This is a genomic window from Microbacterium sp. CR_7 (assembly GCF_041954755.1).
In the GTDB taxonomy this organism is placed as follows: domain Bacteria; phylum Actinomycetota; class Actinomycetes; order Actinomycetales; family Microbacteriaceae; genus Microbacterium.
In genome coordinates this window covers 169,453-184,037 of record NZ_JAVAYF010000003.1, presented here as the reverse complement: position 1 = coordinate 184,037, position 14,585 = coordinate 169,453, and the positions used below count along the sequence as shown (strand labels likewise).

Annotated in this window: 16 protein-coding genes and 1 pseudogene; 7 read left to right on the top strand and 10 right to left on the bottom strand. The window is 70.5% G+C overall.

The window, feature by feature from the left end; genetic code table 11:
• Window positions 1-3: 3 nt before the first annotated feature.
• The 6 genes from RAC81_RS06990 to RAC81_RS06965 form a co-directional block, all read right to left on the bottom strand.
• Window positions 4-840: a ribonuclease H gene (locus tag RAC81_RS06990; protein ID WP_375081679.1), complete on the bottom strand. Its 837-nt coding sequence runs from the start codon at window positions 838-840 to the stop codon at window positions 4-6.
• A gap of 116 nt (window positions 841-956) precedes the next feature.
• Window positions 957-1,184 carry a hypothetical protein gene (locus RAC81_RS06985; RefSeq protein ID WP_375081678.1) on the bottom strand — a complete coding sequence of 76 codons (228 nt, stop codon included), beginning with the start codon at window positions 1,182-1,184 and terminating at the stop codon, window positions 957-959.
• 70 nt (window positions 1,185-1,254) lie between these two features.
• A complete protein-coding gene (locus RAC81_RS06980; protein WP_375081677.1) occupies window positions 1,255-1,560 on the bottom strand; it encodes a protealysin inhibitor emfourin in 306 nt (101 codons plus the stop codon).
• Window positions 1,535-2,599, bottom strand: coding sequence for a M4 family metallopeptidase (locus tag RAC81_RS06975; protein WP_375081676.1), 1,065 nt, complete (start codon window positions 2,597-2,599; stop codon window positions 1,535-1,537). Before RAC81_RS06975 ends, RAC81_RS06980 begins: the two co-directional genes overlap by 26 nt.
• 156 nt (window positions 2,600-2,755) lie before the next feature.
• Window positions 2,756-3,142, bottom strand: coding sequence for a VOC family protein (locus RAC81_RS06970; protein WP_375081675.1), 387 nt, complete (start codon window positions 3,140-3,142; stop codon window positions 2,756-2,758).
• A complete protein-coding gene (locus RAC81_RS06965; RefSeq protein WP_375081674.1) occupies window positions 3,139-3,420 on the bottom strand; it encodes an ArsR/SmtB family transcription factor in 282 nt (93 codons plus the stop codon). The genes RAC81_RS06970 and RAC81_RS06965 overlap by 4 nt, the downstream gene beginning before the upstream one ends.
• Window positions 3,421-3,521: 101 nt before the next feature.
• On the opposite strand from RAC81_RS06965, the gene RAC81_RS06960 reads away from it, so the two are divergent.
• Complete coding sequence (locus RAC81_RS06960) at window positions 3,522-5,042, top strand: SDR family NAD(P)-dependent oxidoreductase (protein ID WP_375081673.1); 1,521 nt, start codon at window positions 3,522-3,524, stop codon at window positions 5,040-5,042.
• Between the two features lie 90 nt (window positions 5,043-5,132).
• Here the strand turns inward: RAC81_RS06960 and RAC81_RS06955 are convergent, their stop codons facing one another.
• On the bottom strand, window positions 5,133-5,471 hold the full coding sequence (locus RAC81_RS06955) for a winged helix-turn-helix transcriptional regulator (RefSeq protein WP_375081672.1): 339 nt from the start codon (window positions 5,469-5,471) through the stop codon (window positions 5,133-5,135).
• 77 nt (window positions 5,472-5,548) lie between these two features.
• Here RAC81_RS06955 and RAC81_RS06950 point away from each other — a divergent pair, with 77 nt between their 5' ends.
• Window positions 5,549-6,205: an FMN-dependent NADH-azoreductase gene (locus RAC81_RS06950; protein ID WP_375081671.1), complete on the top strand. Its 657-nt coding sequence runs from the start codon at window positions 5,549-5,551 to the stop codon at window positions 6,203-6,205.
• 173 nt (window positions 6,206-6,378) lie between these two features.
• On the opposite strand, the gene RAC81_RS06945 is transcribed toward RAC81_RS06950, so the two are convergent.
• Window positions 6,379-7,515: a sensor histidine kinase gene (locus RAC81_RS06945; protein ID WP_375081670.1), complete on the bottom strand. Its 1,137-nt coding sequence runs from the start codon at window positions 7,513-7,515 to the stop codon at window positions 6,379-6,381.
• Window positions 7,496-8,185 carry a response regulator transcription factor gene (locus RAC81_RS06940; protein ID WP_375082048.1) on the bottom strand — a complete coding sequence of 230 codons (690 nt, stop codon included), beginning with the start codon at window positions 8,183-8,185 and terminating at the stop codon, window positions 7,496-7,498. The genes RAC81_RS06945 and RAC81_RS06940 overlap by 20 nt, the downstream gene beginning before the upstream one ends.
• Before the next feature lie 103 nt (window positions 8,186-8,288).
• Here RAC81_RS06940 and RAC81_RS06935 point away from each other — a divergent pair, with 103 nt between their 5' ends.
• The 5 genes and pseudogenes from RAC81_RS06935 to RAC81_RS06915 all read left to right on the top strand — a co-directional run bounded on the left by RAC81_RS06935 (window position 8,289) and on the right by RAC81_RS06915 (window position 12,073).
• Entirely contained in the window at window positions 8,289-8,894 is a 606-nt protein-coding gene (locus RAC81_RS06935) for a M15 family metallopeptidase (protein WP_375081669.1), read from the top strand.
• Window positions 8,891-9,025: a hypothetical protein gene (locus RAC81_RS06930; RefSeq protein ID WP_375082057.1), complete on the top strand. Its 135-nt coding sequence runs from the start codon at window positions 8,891-8,893 to the stop codon at window positions 9,023-9,025. Before RAC81_RS06935 ends, RAC81_RS06930 begins: the two co-directional genes overlap by 4 nt.
• A gap of 38 nt (window positions 9,026-9,063) precedes the next feature.
• Window positions 9,064-10,077 (top strand): annotated as a pseudogene (alr, locus tag RAC81_RS06925) (alanine racemase); the annotation flags it as partial.
• On the top strand, window positions 10,074-11,030 hold the full coding sequence (locus RAC81_RS06920) for a D-alanine--D-alanine ligase (protein WP_375081668.1): 957 nt from the start codon (window positions 10,074-10,076) through the stop codon (window positions 11,028-11,030). The pseudogene alr and the gene RAC81_RS06920, both read left to right, overlap by 4 nt.
• Window positions 11,027-12,073, top strand: coding sequence for an acyltransferase family protein (locus RAC81_RS06915; RefSeq protein ID WP_375081667.1), 1,047 nt, complete (start codon window positions 11,027-11,029; stop codon window positions 12,071-12,073). Before RAC81_RS06920 ends, RAC81_RS06915 begins: the two co-directional genes overlap by 4 nt.
• Here RAC81_RS06915 and RAC81_RS06910 read toward each other — a convergent pair.
• A complete protein-coding gene (locus tag RAC81_RS06910) occupies window positions 12,045-14,552 on the bottom strand; it encodes a DEAD/DEAH box helicase (RefSeq protein ID WP_375081666.1) in 2,508 nt (835 codons plus the stop codon). The genes RAC81_RS06915 and RAC81_RS06910 overlap by 29 nt on opposite strands.
• Between the last annotated feature and the right edge of the window lie 33 nt (window positions 14,553-14,585).

The following is a 14,585-nucleotide window of genomic DNA, read 5'->3' as shown; positions in this document are numbered from 1 at the left end:
GGCTCAGATGAGGCGGCGAAGGGCCTCTTCGAGCGAGACGCCCTGCGCGTCGGCCAGGTCGGTCAGGCGAGCGTGCTCCTCGCCCGACAGTTGCACCCGAAGCTCGATCGGGTCGGAGGCCGGTTCCTCGTCGAAGCCGTCGAACAGGTCGGGGGCCTCAGCCCACAGCGGCTCGGCGAGCGACGCCGCGGCGGCGGGAGACGGAGCGGATGCCGCAGCGGCAGCGCCAGACGCGTTCCCGCCGGTCTCCGCCCCGACCCGCGCGGCATCCGCCTCGACGGCATCCGCCCAGGCGGCGTCATCATCGGAGGGTGACCATCCGCCCGCTCCCGCGGCGATCGGCGCGGAGGCCGCGACGGCGGCTCCTGCGTCCGTCGCCATCGTGAATCCGGGGCCCCGGCGAGGTTCCTGCTTCTGCTGATACGCCTTCGCGGCGGCGTTCGCGCGCTCGTCGGCCGCCTCGTTGAGAGGGTGTCCGGCGTGGCCCTTGACCCACGAGAACTCGACGTCGCGCCCGCGGATCGCCTCGTCGATGCCCTCGAGCAGGTTGCGGTTGAGCACCGGGCCGCCGTCGGACTTGCGCCAGCCCTTGCGCTTCCACCCCGGCATCCACTTGGTCACCGAATCGATCACGTAGCGGCTGTCGCACTCGATGAGGAGCTTCTCGTTCGTCCCCGCCGTCGCGCGCAGCAGTTCGAGCACCGCCTGCAGCTCGCCCTGGTTGTTGGTGCCGTGCGGGGATCCGCCGGCGGCCCAGTTCGAGTCGTCGATGTACCAGGCCCAGCCGTTGGGACCGGGATTGCCCAGGGCGGAACCGTCTGCCGCGGCGGTGATCGTCATCCCTCCACCGTAGCCGCGGCGGACGACACTGCTGGCCCGCACCCTCCCCGTTCGAATCGCGCGACTGGCAAGTCGGGGGCGTCAAGAACTGCAAATCAGGCGACTCGAAGGTGCGGTCAGTCCTCGGGCTCGCGACTCTCGGTCGACTGGGCCGACGGGGCCGGCGGTGCGACCGGGAAGACGATCGAACTCACGCTCCCGCCGGTCTCGGCGCAGAGGCCGATCGACAGCGGGTCGACCGCGGGCGCGGTGTCGAGCACCTCGGACGCACCGCGCTCGAGCGGCTCGGAGGGCAGTGCCCACTGCTTCTCTTCTTCTTCGGGTCGTTGCTGGAACAGTCCCATGCGTCCCATTCTCACCCCGCACGCCGGCTCGGCGTCAGGATTCACACCGGATCGATCGGATCGCGAAGGATCAGCGGGATGCCGCACGCACGGCGTCGACCAGCTCGCGCCAGGGGCCGTCGAGAGCCGAGTCGGGGAGTTCGCGTTCGCGGCGCTCCGACGGGGTCCGCACGCGGATCAGCCAGACGAAGCGGTCGGCGCCGCGCTCGGCATCCGCGTCATCGTCCCACGGCAGTCGCTCGACCATGGTGATCCACCGGGGCGCCTCATCAGGGTCGGGTTCCACCCTCCACTGACGGCGGATGCCGGCGATTCCGCCGGTGCGCACCACCGCGATGACGACGGGACCGTCAGTCTGTCGAGGGGACTCGCTCATCCCCATAGACTCCCACGGTCGTCCACGCGCGTCGAGCGGCTGCCTCGGTGGCGTCATCGATCTCGGCGGCCGCGGCGACCGTCGCATCGGCGAACTCTGAGAAGTCCGCCGTGCTCGACAGGCCGCCGATGAGCGCGCGGTACCAGACGGTGCCGGCGGTCTCCCACGCGTTGCCGCCGAGGTCGGTCGCGAACAGCGCGAACGCCCGGTTCGGGATGCCGGAGTTGATGTGCACGCCTCCGTTGTCTTCGGTGGTGCGCACGAAGCCGCTCATGTGGTCGGGCTGCGGATCCTTGCCGAGTTCGTCGTCGTCGTAGGCCGTGCCGGGGGCGATCATCGATCGCAGGGCCACGCCCTCGACGGCATCCGTGAAGATCTCGGCGCCGACGAGCCAGGTCGCCTGATCGGCGGTCTGGCCGAGGAGGTACTGCTCGGTGAGCACGCCGAAGACGTCGGCGATCGATTCGTTCAGTGCGCCCGGCTGGCCCTGGTACTCGAGGTTCGCCGTGAACTGGACGACGCCGTGGGCGAGCTCGTGCCCGATCACGGTGGTCGACCGCGTGAACCCTGTGAACACTTCGCCGTCGCCGTCGCCGAACACCATGCGCTCGCCGTCCCAGAAGGCGTTGTCATAGTCGACCCCGTAGTGCACGGTGGCGTCGAGCGGTGCGCCGGCGTCGTCGAGGGAGTTGCGGGAGAACGCCGCGAGCAGCATCTCGAAGGTGGCCCCGAGCCCGTCGTAGGCCTCGTTCACCGAGGGATCGTCGACCGGCGGCTCGTCTTCGCTGCGCACCACCGCACCGGGGAGGTTCTGGGTGTTGGCGGCGTCGCTGATCGTTCGGTTCGGAGCGTCGGAGAGCTGCGCCACGAGGTCGCCGTTCTCGTCGATCGACAGATCGATGCGGGCGCGGAACGGCGGTCGTCCGGCGGTGAGGGTCTGCCGCGCGGCGGCGGCCGCACGCGGATAGCGGCCCGACTCGGCCAGGCGCGCGAGCAGGTAGGACGGGACGACTCCGGGGGATGCGACGTGGCTGCTCATGCTCCGACCCTACGCCGGGGGTCGGACGTCGGGCCGAGGGGCGCGTGTGTTCGGCATCCTCGCCTCGCCTTTCGCTTGGCACCTGCGGTGGGAACTCCGCGCCGATTCCCGCAGAAGGTGCCCAGCGAACGCGTCGCAGGCGCGAATGCGAACGGGCTAGGCGTCCTTCGCCTGAACGAGCTGGATGAGGTTGCCGCAGGTGTCGTCGAACACGGCGATGAGCGCCGTGCCGACGTCGGTCGGAGGCTGCGTGAACACGACTCCGCGCTCGGTGAGCCGCTCGTGCTCCGCGGCGAGGTCGTCGACGGCGAACTGCGCGAGCGGGATGCCGTCGTCGACGAGCGCATCGCGGTAGGGCTTCACGGCCGGGTGGCCTGAGGGCTCGAGGAGCAGCTCGGCGCCACCCTCGGGGGAGACCACGGTGAGCCATGCGGCGTCACCGAGCGGGATGTCGTGGTGCTTCGTGAAGCCCAGCACCTCGGTGTAGAACACGAGGGCTGCGCGCTGGTCGTCGACGAAGATGCTCGTCAGGTCGATCCTCATGGTGTGCTCCTGGTCATCGGCCATCGCTCGGTGATGCGGGCGAGGGGTTCGGGGTGGAAATAGTGGAACTTCGAGCGGCCGCGGCGCTCGGTCGAGAGGAGCCCGGCCGATTCGAGCACGGCGAGGTGCTGCGAGACGGCCTGCCGCGTCAGCGTCACACCGTGCTGCATGGTGAGCGTCGAGCAGATCTCGAAGAGCGTCTGTCCGTCGCGAGCGGCGAGCGTGTCGAGGATGAGGCGTCTCGTCTCATCGTCGAGCGCGCGGAACAGATCGGACATGCGGCCATGATAGGCAAGTAGCAGCTTGCCTATCAAGGGCTGCCTCCTTCCGCGCCCATCGCGGCGCCCGACGCCCAGGTCCCTCGCGTAAAATCGGCCCAATGACCGATGCCCCTTCCGACGCCTCACCCGACCTCGGACCCGGCATCGACCCCGCAGACCTCGCCACGACGCTCCGCGTGCTCCGCGAACTGCACACGATCGACAACGAGCATCCCGACTTCATCGCCGTGCGGCAGGCGACCGCCGCCATGTTCAAGGACGTCAAGCGCGTGCGCCGCAAGCAGATCCGCGACGCGATCGCCGAGGCCGACAAGGCCGTCGTCGCGCGCACCGCCACGGGCGCCCCCGATCGCATCGACGACGAGACCCGTGGCAACGACCTGGCCTCGAGCGTGGTCGACGCTCCGATCGCCGGCGAGCTGCTCAAGCCGCGAAACTGCTACATCTGCAAGCAGCCGTACACGCTCGTCGATGCGTTCTACCACCAGCTGTGCCCCGACTGCGCCCGGTTCAGCCACGGCAAGCGCAACGCCCGCACCGACCTCACCGGCAAGCGCGCCCTGCTCACCGGCGGACGCGCGAAGATCGGCATGCACATCGCGCTGCGTCTGCTGCGCGACGGCGCGCACACCACGATCACGACGCGCTTCCCGCGCGACGCCGTGCGGCGCTTCTCGGCGCTTCCGGATGCCGCGGACTGGCTGCACCGGCTGCGCGTGGTCGGCATCGATCTGCGCGACCCGGCTCAGGTGATCGGCCTCGCGGATTCCGTCGCCGCACAGGGGCCCCTCGACATCCTCATCAACAACGCCGCGCAGACGGTTCGGCGCTCACCGGGTGCGTACTCGCTGCTGGCGGATGCCGAGCTGCAGCCGCTGCCCGACGGTCCGCTGCCCGAGATGGAGACCTTCGGGCACACCGCCGACCCCCATCCGCAGGCGCTGCAGGCATCGGTCGACGCGCATCCGCTGCTCTCGGTCGCGGCGCTCGGAGGCACCGTCGCGGAGCAGGGCGGCCAGGCGCTCACGGCCGAAGACCTCGCTCGTCTCGCCATGGCACCGGGCTCCTCATCGCTCGAGAAGCACGCCGACGGCACGGCGATCGACGCCGGCGGTCTCGTGCCGGACGTCAACCGCGTGAACAGCTGGGTGCAGTCGGTCGACCAGGTCGATCCGCTCGAGATGCTCGAGGTGCAGCTCGCGAACACGACCGCCCCTTTCCTGCTCATCAGCCGCTTGCGCGCGTCGATGGCCGCGTCGCCCGCCCGCCGCAAGTACGTCGTGAACGTGTCCGCGATGGAGGGGCAGTTCTCGCGCCGCTACAAGGGACCGGGTCACCCGCACACGAACATGGCGAAGGCCGCGCTCAACATGCTCACGCGCACGAGCGCGGGGGAGATGCTCGAGACCGACGGCATCCTCATGACCGCCGTCGACACGGGCTGGATCACCGACGAGCGCCCGCACTACACGAAGGTGCGCCTCGCGGAGGAGGGCTTCCACGCCCCGCTGGACCTCGTCGACGGAGCCGCCCGCGTCTACGACCCGATCGTGCGCGGCGAGGCCGGCGAAGACATCCAGGGCGTGTTCCTCAAGGACTACGAGCCCAGTCCCTGGTGACGGCCGGGGACCCTTCTTTCGAATAGCGCACTTTGCACTTTCCGACCGCCGGAATCTGCAAATCAAGCGATTCGAAACCGGGGTCGGGGGCTACCGCGGCCGCACCGCGAGGTTCGCGGAGGCCCATCGGCCGAGCTGGTCGAGGATCGGCAGCAGTCCGCGACCGCCGTCGGTGAGCGCGTAGGAGACCGTGACCGGAGGGCCGGCGTCGACCGATCGTTCGACCAGTCCGGCATCGGCCAGTTCGCCGAGGCGATCGGACAGCACGGTGTCGCTGATCCCCGCGACCGCGCGGCGCAGGGCGACGAACGTCGACGGTCCCCCGCCGAGGGTCGACACGATCATGCCGTTCCACCGCTTGCCGAGCACGCTGAACGCGAGGGTCACGGCGGCGTCGCACCGCTGGATCTCGTGAGCTGTCTCGGACACGATGCCATTCTACCTGTGCTACGTTAACCCGAGTCGCTAAGAAAAACAGAGCGGCTACGAAAAACGAAAGGTCACACATGTCCCTGTTCCGCCTGGATGCCAGCATCCTTCCCGCGTCGTCCGCCAGCCGATCGCTCGCCGACCTCGTCGAGGCCGAGTGGACGGCATCCCACCCCGACTCCACCGTGACCCGTCGCGACCTCGCCGCTGACCCCGTGCCCGCGACCGCGTGGGCCGATGCCGTGACCGGCGGCTTCGTCGACGAGGCGCAGCGCACTCCCGCGCAGAACGAGGCCCGGGCCCTCGCGACCACCTTCGCCGACGAGCTCATCGGCGCCGACGCGCTGCTCTTCGCCGTGCCGCTGTACAACTACGGCGTCTCGCAGCACTTCAAGACCTGGTTCGACCTGTCGTACACCGACCCGCGCATCGACCCGCAGGGCACCGCGCTGCGCGGCAAGCCCGCGACCCTCGTGACCGTGCTCGGCGGCAACTACGCCCCCGGAACGCCCAAGGAGGGCTGGGACCACTCCACCGGATGGCTGCGCCGCGTGCTCGAAGACGTCTGGGGCCTCGACCTGCGCGTCGTGCAGCGTCCGTTCACGCTCGTCGGCGTGAACCCGGCGCTCGACGCCTTCGCCGACACGGCCCGCGAGCTCAAGGAGAACGCCGAGACGGATGCCGTCGCCTACGGCCGCGAGATCGCGGCGTTGCGAGGCTCGCAGGTCGCCTGACGCCGGCATCCCTCCCGTTCAGTCGGCACCTGCTGCCGCAATCCTCCGAGAATTGCGGCAGCAGGTGCCAACCGAGAGCCCTGGAGCGGGAGGTGCCGACCGAGAGCCCTGGAGCGGCAGGTGCCGACCGAGAGCCCTGGAGCGGGAGGTGCCGACCAGGGCTCTGCGCCGGATCACGCGGCGGGCATCGACCGCGACGCGGGATACGGATGCGGCAACCACACCGTCACGTTCAATCCGCCGCCCTGGCGCGGGGTCAGCACGAGCGAACCGTCGTGCGCCTGCGCGATGCGCTGCACGATGGCCAGTCCCAGGCCGATCCCGACGTGATCGCCGGCCCGGCCCTCACCGCGAGCGCGCTCCGATCCGCGCTGGAACGGCTCGGCCAGCGTCGACACGACGTGCGGCGCGAGCACCGGCCCCGAGTTCTCGACGACGAGCGCGACGGCCTCGGGCAGCACGTGCGTCCGCACCACGACGGTGCCGCCTTCGGGGAGGTTGTGCACGATCGCGTTGTGCACGAGGTTCGTGATCAGCTGCTGCAGCAGGGCGGGGGAGCCCAGGACGTTCGCGGTGTCGCCGCCCTCGTCGATCGTCACGCCGCGGCGCTCGGCGAGCGGCAGCAGCGTCTCGACCGACTCCTCGGCCAGCAGCGACAGATCCAGCGGCTCGCGCGTGAACACCCGGCGCTCCGCGCGACTGAGCAGCAGTAGCGCCTCGGTCAGCTCGATCGCGCGCGAATTCACCTCCTGCAGCCGGTCGATGAGACCGTCGATGTCGCGGTGCGGGTCGTCGCGGGCCACCTCGAGCATGGTCTGCGAGATCGCGAGCGGGGTGCGCAGCTCGTGAGAGGCGTTCGCCGCGAACCGCTGCTGCTCTGCGACATGCGCCTCGAGCTGTTCGAGCATCGCGTCGAACACATCGGCGAGGTCGCGGAACTCGTCGCGCGGCCCTTCCAGGTCGACCCGGTGCGACAAGGACCCCTGCGCGGCGAGCTGGGCGGCGCGGCCGATGCGATCGAGCGGGGCCAGCATCCGGCCGGCGAGCAGCCATCCTCCGCCGATGCCGATCGCGAGCAGCACCATCATCACGACGACGGCGGCGGGGATGAACGCTCGGATGAGGTCGGAGCGGTTCGGCACGAACTGATCGATCTCCGTGATGATGTTCACATCCGGCACGTACCGCAGCAGCCACAGTGCCACAGCGGCGAGCAGCAGCGCCCCCGACACGACGACGACGCCCGCGTAGCTGAGCGTGAGCTTCCAGCGGGCGGTGATCCCGCGCCGTCTACGCCTCGGCGACGGCATCCGCTCGTCCCTCCGCGTCGATCCGGTACCCGACTCCGGGCACGGTGGCGATGAGTCCCGGCTCGCCGAGGCGCTTGCGCAGCGACGACACCGTGATGCGCACGGCGTTCGTGAACGGGTCGGCGTTCTCGTCCCAGGCGCGCTCGAGCAGCTCCTCGGCGCTGACGACGCCGCCCGCCGCGTCGACGAGCACCTCGAGCACGGCGAACTGCTTGCGGGTGAGGGCGACATAGCGACCGTCGCGATACACCTCGCGGCGGAACGGGTCGAGCCGCAGTCCCGCGATCTCGAGCACCGGCGGCCGCGCGCGCTGCCGACGCCGGTCGAGCGCGCGCAGTCGCAGCACGAGCTCCCGCAGCTCGAACGGTTTCGTGAGGTAGTCGTCGGCGCCGATCTCGAACCCGGTCGCCTTGTCGTCGAGGCGATCGGCGGCCGTGAGCATGAGGATGGGGATGCCGCTGCCCGACGCCACGATCCATCGGGCGACGTCATCGCCGGAGGGTCCGGGGATGTCGCGATCGAGCACGGCGAGGTCGTAGCTGTTGATGCCGAGCAGTTCGAGCGCGCTGTCGCCGTCGCCGGCGATGTCGGCCGCGATCGCTTCCAGGCGGAGTCCGTCGCGCACGGCCTCGGCCAGATAGGGCTCGTCCTCGACGATCAGCACGCGCACGACAGGACTCCCATGTGCTGAGAGCTTACGCACCCCGACATATCGCGAGCGTATGCAAATCCGCATACGACCTCGCAACAGCGGCGCTCGTTGACTGAGTTCCATGAACACTTCCCTCGCTCTCAGACGGCGCCGGCTGGTGACGGTGATCGGCGCCGTGGTGCTGGCCGCCGTGATCGCCGGATCGGCCGTGCTGATCGGTCAGCAGTCGCTGGCTGCGGCATCCACTCCCCTCCTGTCCGGACCCGTGACCGAGGCCGACGGACTGATCCGGGAAGAGGGAGCCGTCTCGGTGTTCGACGATGTGCCGGCGGTGTCGAACCTCGACGCCGAGCTGCTGGCGGCCGTGCGGACGGCGGCGACGGCCGCGGCCGAGCGTGACGGCGTGACCATGCATGTCAACAGCGGCTGGCGGTCGGCCGCGTACCAGCAGCAGCTGCGTGAGGATGCCGTCGCGCAGTACGGCTCCGAGCACGAGGCGGCGCGCTGGGTGGCGACGCCGGAGAACTCCGAGCACGTGTCGGGGGATGCCGTCGATCTCGGCCCTGTGGCGGCGCAGGACTGGTTGTCGCGGCACGGCGCCGAGTTCGGCCTCTGTCAGATCTACGCCAACGAGCGCTGGCACTTCGAACTGCGGCCGGGTGCCGTCGCGAACGGCTGCCCCCTCATGTACGCCGACCCGAACGCCGACCCGCGGGTGCATCGATGACCCTGACGGCGCCGGTCGGACGCCTGACCCTGTCGCGACTGCACGCTCCGACGCTCGAGACGCTTCCCGCGGCGGTCGCGGCGAACGTCGCGCGGATCCGCGAGTCGACGGACTCGGCGCGCTCACCGTAGCGAGAGCCGCGCTCGCTGCCGGAGCGGAATGGCTCGGAGTCACGGATGCCGCACACGGCGGCGCTCTGCGCGCGGCCGGCATCGAGGCGCCGATCCTCGCCTGGCTGAACCCGTCGGGGGTGGATGCCGCGCAGGCCGCCGCCGACCGCATCGACATCGCCGTGGGATCGGTCGACGAGCTTCGGCAGCTCGTGGCGGACGCGGTTCCCGGGGCGCCGCTGCTGCGCGTGCACCTGCACCTGGACACCGGCATGACGCGGGGCGGGGTCCCGCTCGACGACTGGGACGAGCTGCTGCGTGTCGCTCGAGCAGCGCGCGACCGCATCCGCGTGGTGGGCGTGATGGGGCATCTGCCGTGCGCCGACGGGGCCGATCCCGTGGCGAACGCGCCGGCCGTGCTGCGTCTTCGGCACGGCCGCGACGCGGTGCTGCGGGCGGGGTTCGGGCCGCTGCTCGTGCACCTCGCCGCGACCTCCGGCGCGCTCACCGACCGCGCGACGCACTTCGACCTCGTGCGGGTGGGGGCAGGACTCGTCGGCATCGACCCGTCGGAGACCATGGAACTGCACGGAGCGGCGCGGCTCACGGCATCCGTCGTGCACAGCAGCGCCGTCGCGGCCGGTACCTCCGTCGGATACGGCGGGGCGTACACGACCGATCGTGCCACGCATCTCGCGGTGATCGGGGTCGGGTACGCCGACGGCATCCCGCGCGAGCTGGCCCCGGGGGCGGCTGTCGCGATCGACGGCATCCGCTGCCCGCTCGTCGGGCGGGTGTCGATGGACCAGATCGTCGTCGACACCGGTGACCGCCGCGTGCCGCGGGGTACCACGGCGGTGGTGTTCGGGCCCGAGGGCGGGGCGGTGCCGAGCCTGCAGGAGTGGGCGCGGTGGGCCGGGACGATCCCGCACACGATCGTCACGGGGATCGGGGCTCGGGTGCAGCGCGGTATCGCAGGAGATCTCGCGTATCGAAGGACGGAAGCGCAGAAATCGTCCTTCATTGCGAGCGATCTCCTTCGTGACGCGGGCGAGCAGGAGGGGCTCGCATGAGGGTGCTGGTGATCGGAGGAGGACAGAACGCCGAGCACGCAGTATCGCTCGCCTCGGCCGACGCGGTGGCGGAGGCGCTGCGATCGCGCGGGCACGCGGTGAGCGGGGTGACGATCTCGCAGCAGGGGGTGTGGCAGGTGCCGGGGCTCGCGGAGGGAGCGGATGCGGCGGCCTCACTGGCCGCCGCACTGCCGCTGCTCGGCGACGCCGACGTGGTGTTCCCCGCCGTGCACGGTCCGCTCGGGGAAGACGGAGCGCTCGCCGCGCTGTGCGCCCTCGCGGGGGTGCGGGTGGTCGGCTCCGGTCTGGGCGCCGGAGCGATCGGCATGGACAAATGGGCCACGAAGCTGGTCGCGCAGGCGGCCGGTCTGCGGATCGCGCGCGGCCGGGTCGTCGACGCCGCGGCGCTGGGGGATGCCGAGTTCGAGGGCCCCGTGGTGGTGAAGCCCGTGTCGAGCGGATCGAGCTACGGCGTCGGGCTCGTGCGTGAGGAGGGGGAGCTCGCGGCGGCGCTGCGCGAGGCGGCGCGCTACGACCGGAGGGTGCTCGTGGAGGAGGTCGTGCGGGGGCGCGAGATCGACGTCGCCGTGATCCGCGAGGCGGGCGGTGTGCGGTGGGCGGCTCCGCCGCTCGAGATCGAGACGACCGGTCTGTTCGACACCGCGACGAAGTACGACGGCACGGCGCGCTTCACGGTGCCCGCCGCGCTCACGAACGCCGAGCACACCGCTCTGACCAGGGCGGCGTTGACCATGTTCGACGCCCTCGGCTGCGCGGGTGTCGCGCGCATGGACTTCTTCCTCATTGCCGACGGGCCGGTCCTGAACGAGGTCAACACGATGCCGGGCCTCACCGCGGCATCCCAGGTCCCGCGGATGTTCGCCGCCGCCGACGTCGCCTACCCCGACCTGGTGGAACGCCTCGTGCGCGCCGCCGAGGTGCCGGGCCGGTGAACGCTCGGGTCGGCTGGCCGGACGTCGCGAAGGGCGTCTGCATCATCCTCGTCGTGCTGTGGCACGTCGTCACCAAGCATGCGGTGGGGATGCCGGGCGCCGGCACCGTGACCGACGTGTGGGCCACGGTGAACGCCCAGCTGCTGCCGTTGCGCGTGCCGCTGTTCTTCCTGATTTCGGGGATGTTCGCGGGACGCGCCGTGCTGGCCGCCGACGGGTCGTCGTGGCGACGCCGGGCTGGCCGGCTGCTGGCGGTGTACGTGATCTGGGTGCTCATCCAGACCGCCGTGCTCGCGCTCACGCCCGACTTCGACACGGCCAAGGCCGAGACCGGATGGGAACTGATCGCGCAGCTGACGATCAGCCCGACGAACCTCTGGTACCTGCTCGCGCTCGCCGCCTACCTCGCCGTGGCGCGGCTCACCCGCGACGTGCCGACGGCGGTCGTGCTGCCGGTGGCGTTCGCGGTGTCGGCGGTCGCCGCGGCCGGCGTCATCCCCGATCTCGGCAACCTGTGGCAGGTCGTGCAGAACCTGTTCTTCTTCCTCGCCGGGCTGCGGCTCCGCGACGGGGTCGAGCGGTTCGCCGCGGCATCCGATCCCGTGCGCGCAGTCGGTCTCGGCCTGCTGTACCTCGGGGCGGCGGCCATCGTCGGTGTGCTGGGGATGCGGCAGTGGCCGGGGGTGTGGCCGCTGCTCGGCGTCGTGGCCGTGGCGTGGGGCGTCGCGGTGTGCGCGCTCGTCGACCGGAGTGCGGCGCCGCTCGCCCGACCGCTGCGGTGGATCGGCCGCAGGACGCTGCCGATCTACGTGCTGCACATGATCCCGCTCGCGCTCCTCGACGCCGGCGTCCGGGCCGCGGGGTGGCGGGTGGATCCGGTGGTCGAGGCTCTCTCTCCGGTGGTGATCACCGCCGCCGTCATCGGGATCTGCCTGGCGCTGCATGCCCTGCTCGTGCGATGCGGGCTCGGGATGCTGTTCGATCCGCTGCGCGTGGCCCGTCTGGCACCGAGCCCTACAGCCGGTCGACGGCCGTCACCGTGACCACCGCCGCGCCCTCCTCGTCGGACGCCGCGAGGTCGACGGTCGCGGAGATGCCCCAGTCGTGGTCGCCGGCCGGGTCGTCGATGATCTGACGCACTGTCCATTCGGTCGCGCCCTCGGTGAGGAGGAGCAGCTGAGAGCTGCGGGCGTTCGGTCCGGTGAGGATCTCGTCGTGCTCGCCGAAGTACGCGTCGAGCGCATCCGACCATGCGTCGGCGCCGAACGACGGGTCGAGCTCGGCCAGCGCCGCGACGTCCTCCCGCGCGGCGAGCTGCACCCGGCGGAACAGCTCGTTGCGCACGAGGATGCGGAACGCGCGGACGTTCGCGGTGAGGCGCTTCGGTGCGGGCGGCACGATCGGCTCGTCGTCGTGGTCCTGCGGGACACCGGCCACGAGCTCCTCCCACTCGTCGAGCAGGCTCGAGTCGACCTGGCGCACGAGCTCGCCGAGCCATTCGATGAGGTCGCGTAGATCCTCGTCCTTCAGCTCCTCAGGGATGGTCTGCGAGGCGGCGCGATACGCGTCCGAGAGATAGCGCAGCACGACGCCCTCCGACCGGGCGATCTTGTACTCGGCGACGTATTCCCCGAACGACATGGCCCGCTCGTACATGTCGCGGACGACGGACTTCGGATGCAGTTCGAAGTCGCGGATCCACGGCTGCGCCGCGCTGTACGTCTCGAACGCGGCGCTCAGCAGCTCGTCCAGCGGCTTCGGATACGTGACCTCTTCGAGGAGTTCCATGCGCTCGTCGTACTCGATGCCCTCGCGCTTCATCGCGGCGACGGCTTCGCCGCGCGCGAGGAACTCCTGCTGGCTCAGCACCGCTCGCGGGTCGTCGAGGGTCGCCTCGACGATCGAGATCATGTCGAGTGCGTACGAGCCGGTGCCGGTGCCGGCGGCGGGATCGGGGTCGAGGAGCTCGAACGCCGCGAGCGCGAACGGCGAGAGCGGCTGATTGAGCGCGAAGTTCGGCTGCAGGTCGACCGTGAGGCGGATGGCGCCGTCCGGCGCGCGCTCCACGACGCCCGATTCGAGCAGCGTGCGATAGATGCCGATCGCACGCCGGGCGAGCTCGCGCTGCCGTTTCCGCGGTTCGTGGTTGTCGTATACCAGCGCGCGCATATTCGCGAAGACGTCGCCGCCGCGGGCGATCACGTTGAGCATCATGGCGCTCGTGATCTGCATGTGCGAGGTCAGCGTCTCGGGTTCCGCGTCGATCAGCTTCCGGAACGACGGCTCGCCCCACGACACGAACCCGTCCGGTGCCTTCTTGCGGATGATCTTGCGCTTCTTCTTCGGATCGTCGCCGGCCTTCTTGATGGCGGCGATGTTCTCGGTCTCGTGCTCGGGCGCCTGGGCGACGACCGTACCGGCGGTGTCGTACCCTGCGCGTCCTGCCCGCCCCGCGATCTGATGGAACTCCCGCGCGTTGAGCTGCCGCATCCTGGTGCCGTCGAACTTCGTCAGCGCCGTGAGCAGAACGGTGCGGATCGGCACGTTGATGCCGACGCCGAGCGTGTCGGTGCCGCAGATCACGCGCAGCAGGCCGCGCTGCGCGAGCTGCTCCACCAGGCGGCGGTACTTCGGCAGCATCCCGGCGTGATGCACGCCGATGCCCGCCCGGAGGAAGCGAGACAGCGTCTTGCCGAACGCCGTGGTGAAGCGGAAGCCGCCGATCAGCGCCGCGATCTCGTCCCGCTGCTCGCGCGTCGCGACCTTGGTGCTCGACATGGCCTGCGCGCGCTCCATCGCCGCCGCCTGCGAGAAGTGCACGACGTAGATCGGCGCCTGCCCGGTGTTCAGCAGGTCGTCGATGGTCTCGTGGATCGGCGTCGTCTCGTAGAAGAAGTGCAGGGGCACCGGGCGTTCGACGCCGGTGACGGATGCCGTCTCGCGGCCGGTCCGCCGGGTGAGGTCGGAGGCCAGCTGCGTGACGTCGCCGAGGGTCGCCGACATGAGAATGAACTGCGCCTGGGGGAGTTCGAGCAGCGGCACCTGCCACGCCCACCCGCGGTCGGGGTCGGCGTAGAAGTGGAACTCGTCCATCACGACCTGCTGCACCGCGGCATCCGGACCCTGACGCAAAGCGAGGTTCGCGAGGATCTCGGCCGTGCAGCAGATGATCGGGGCATCCGGATTCACCGACGAGTCGCCCGTGATCATGCCCACGTTCGCGGCTCCGAACACGTCGACGAGCGCGAAGAACTTCTCGCTGACGAGCGCCTTGATGGGGGCGGTGTAGTAGGAGCGGCGACCGGTGACGAGGGCGGCGTAGTGCGCGCCGACGGCGACGAGCGACTTTCCGGTGCCGGTGGGCGTCGAGAGGATTAGGTTGTTGCCCGAGATGATCTCGATCAGCGCCTCGTCCTGCGCGGGGTAGAGGCTGATGCCGGTCGACTCGACCCAGTCGACGAACGCCGTGTAGACGGCATCCGCGTCGGATCCGTCAGCCAGGGTCGTCGGGTCGAGGAGCATCCTCCGATCCTTTCATCCCCTGGTCTGCTTTCG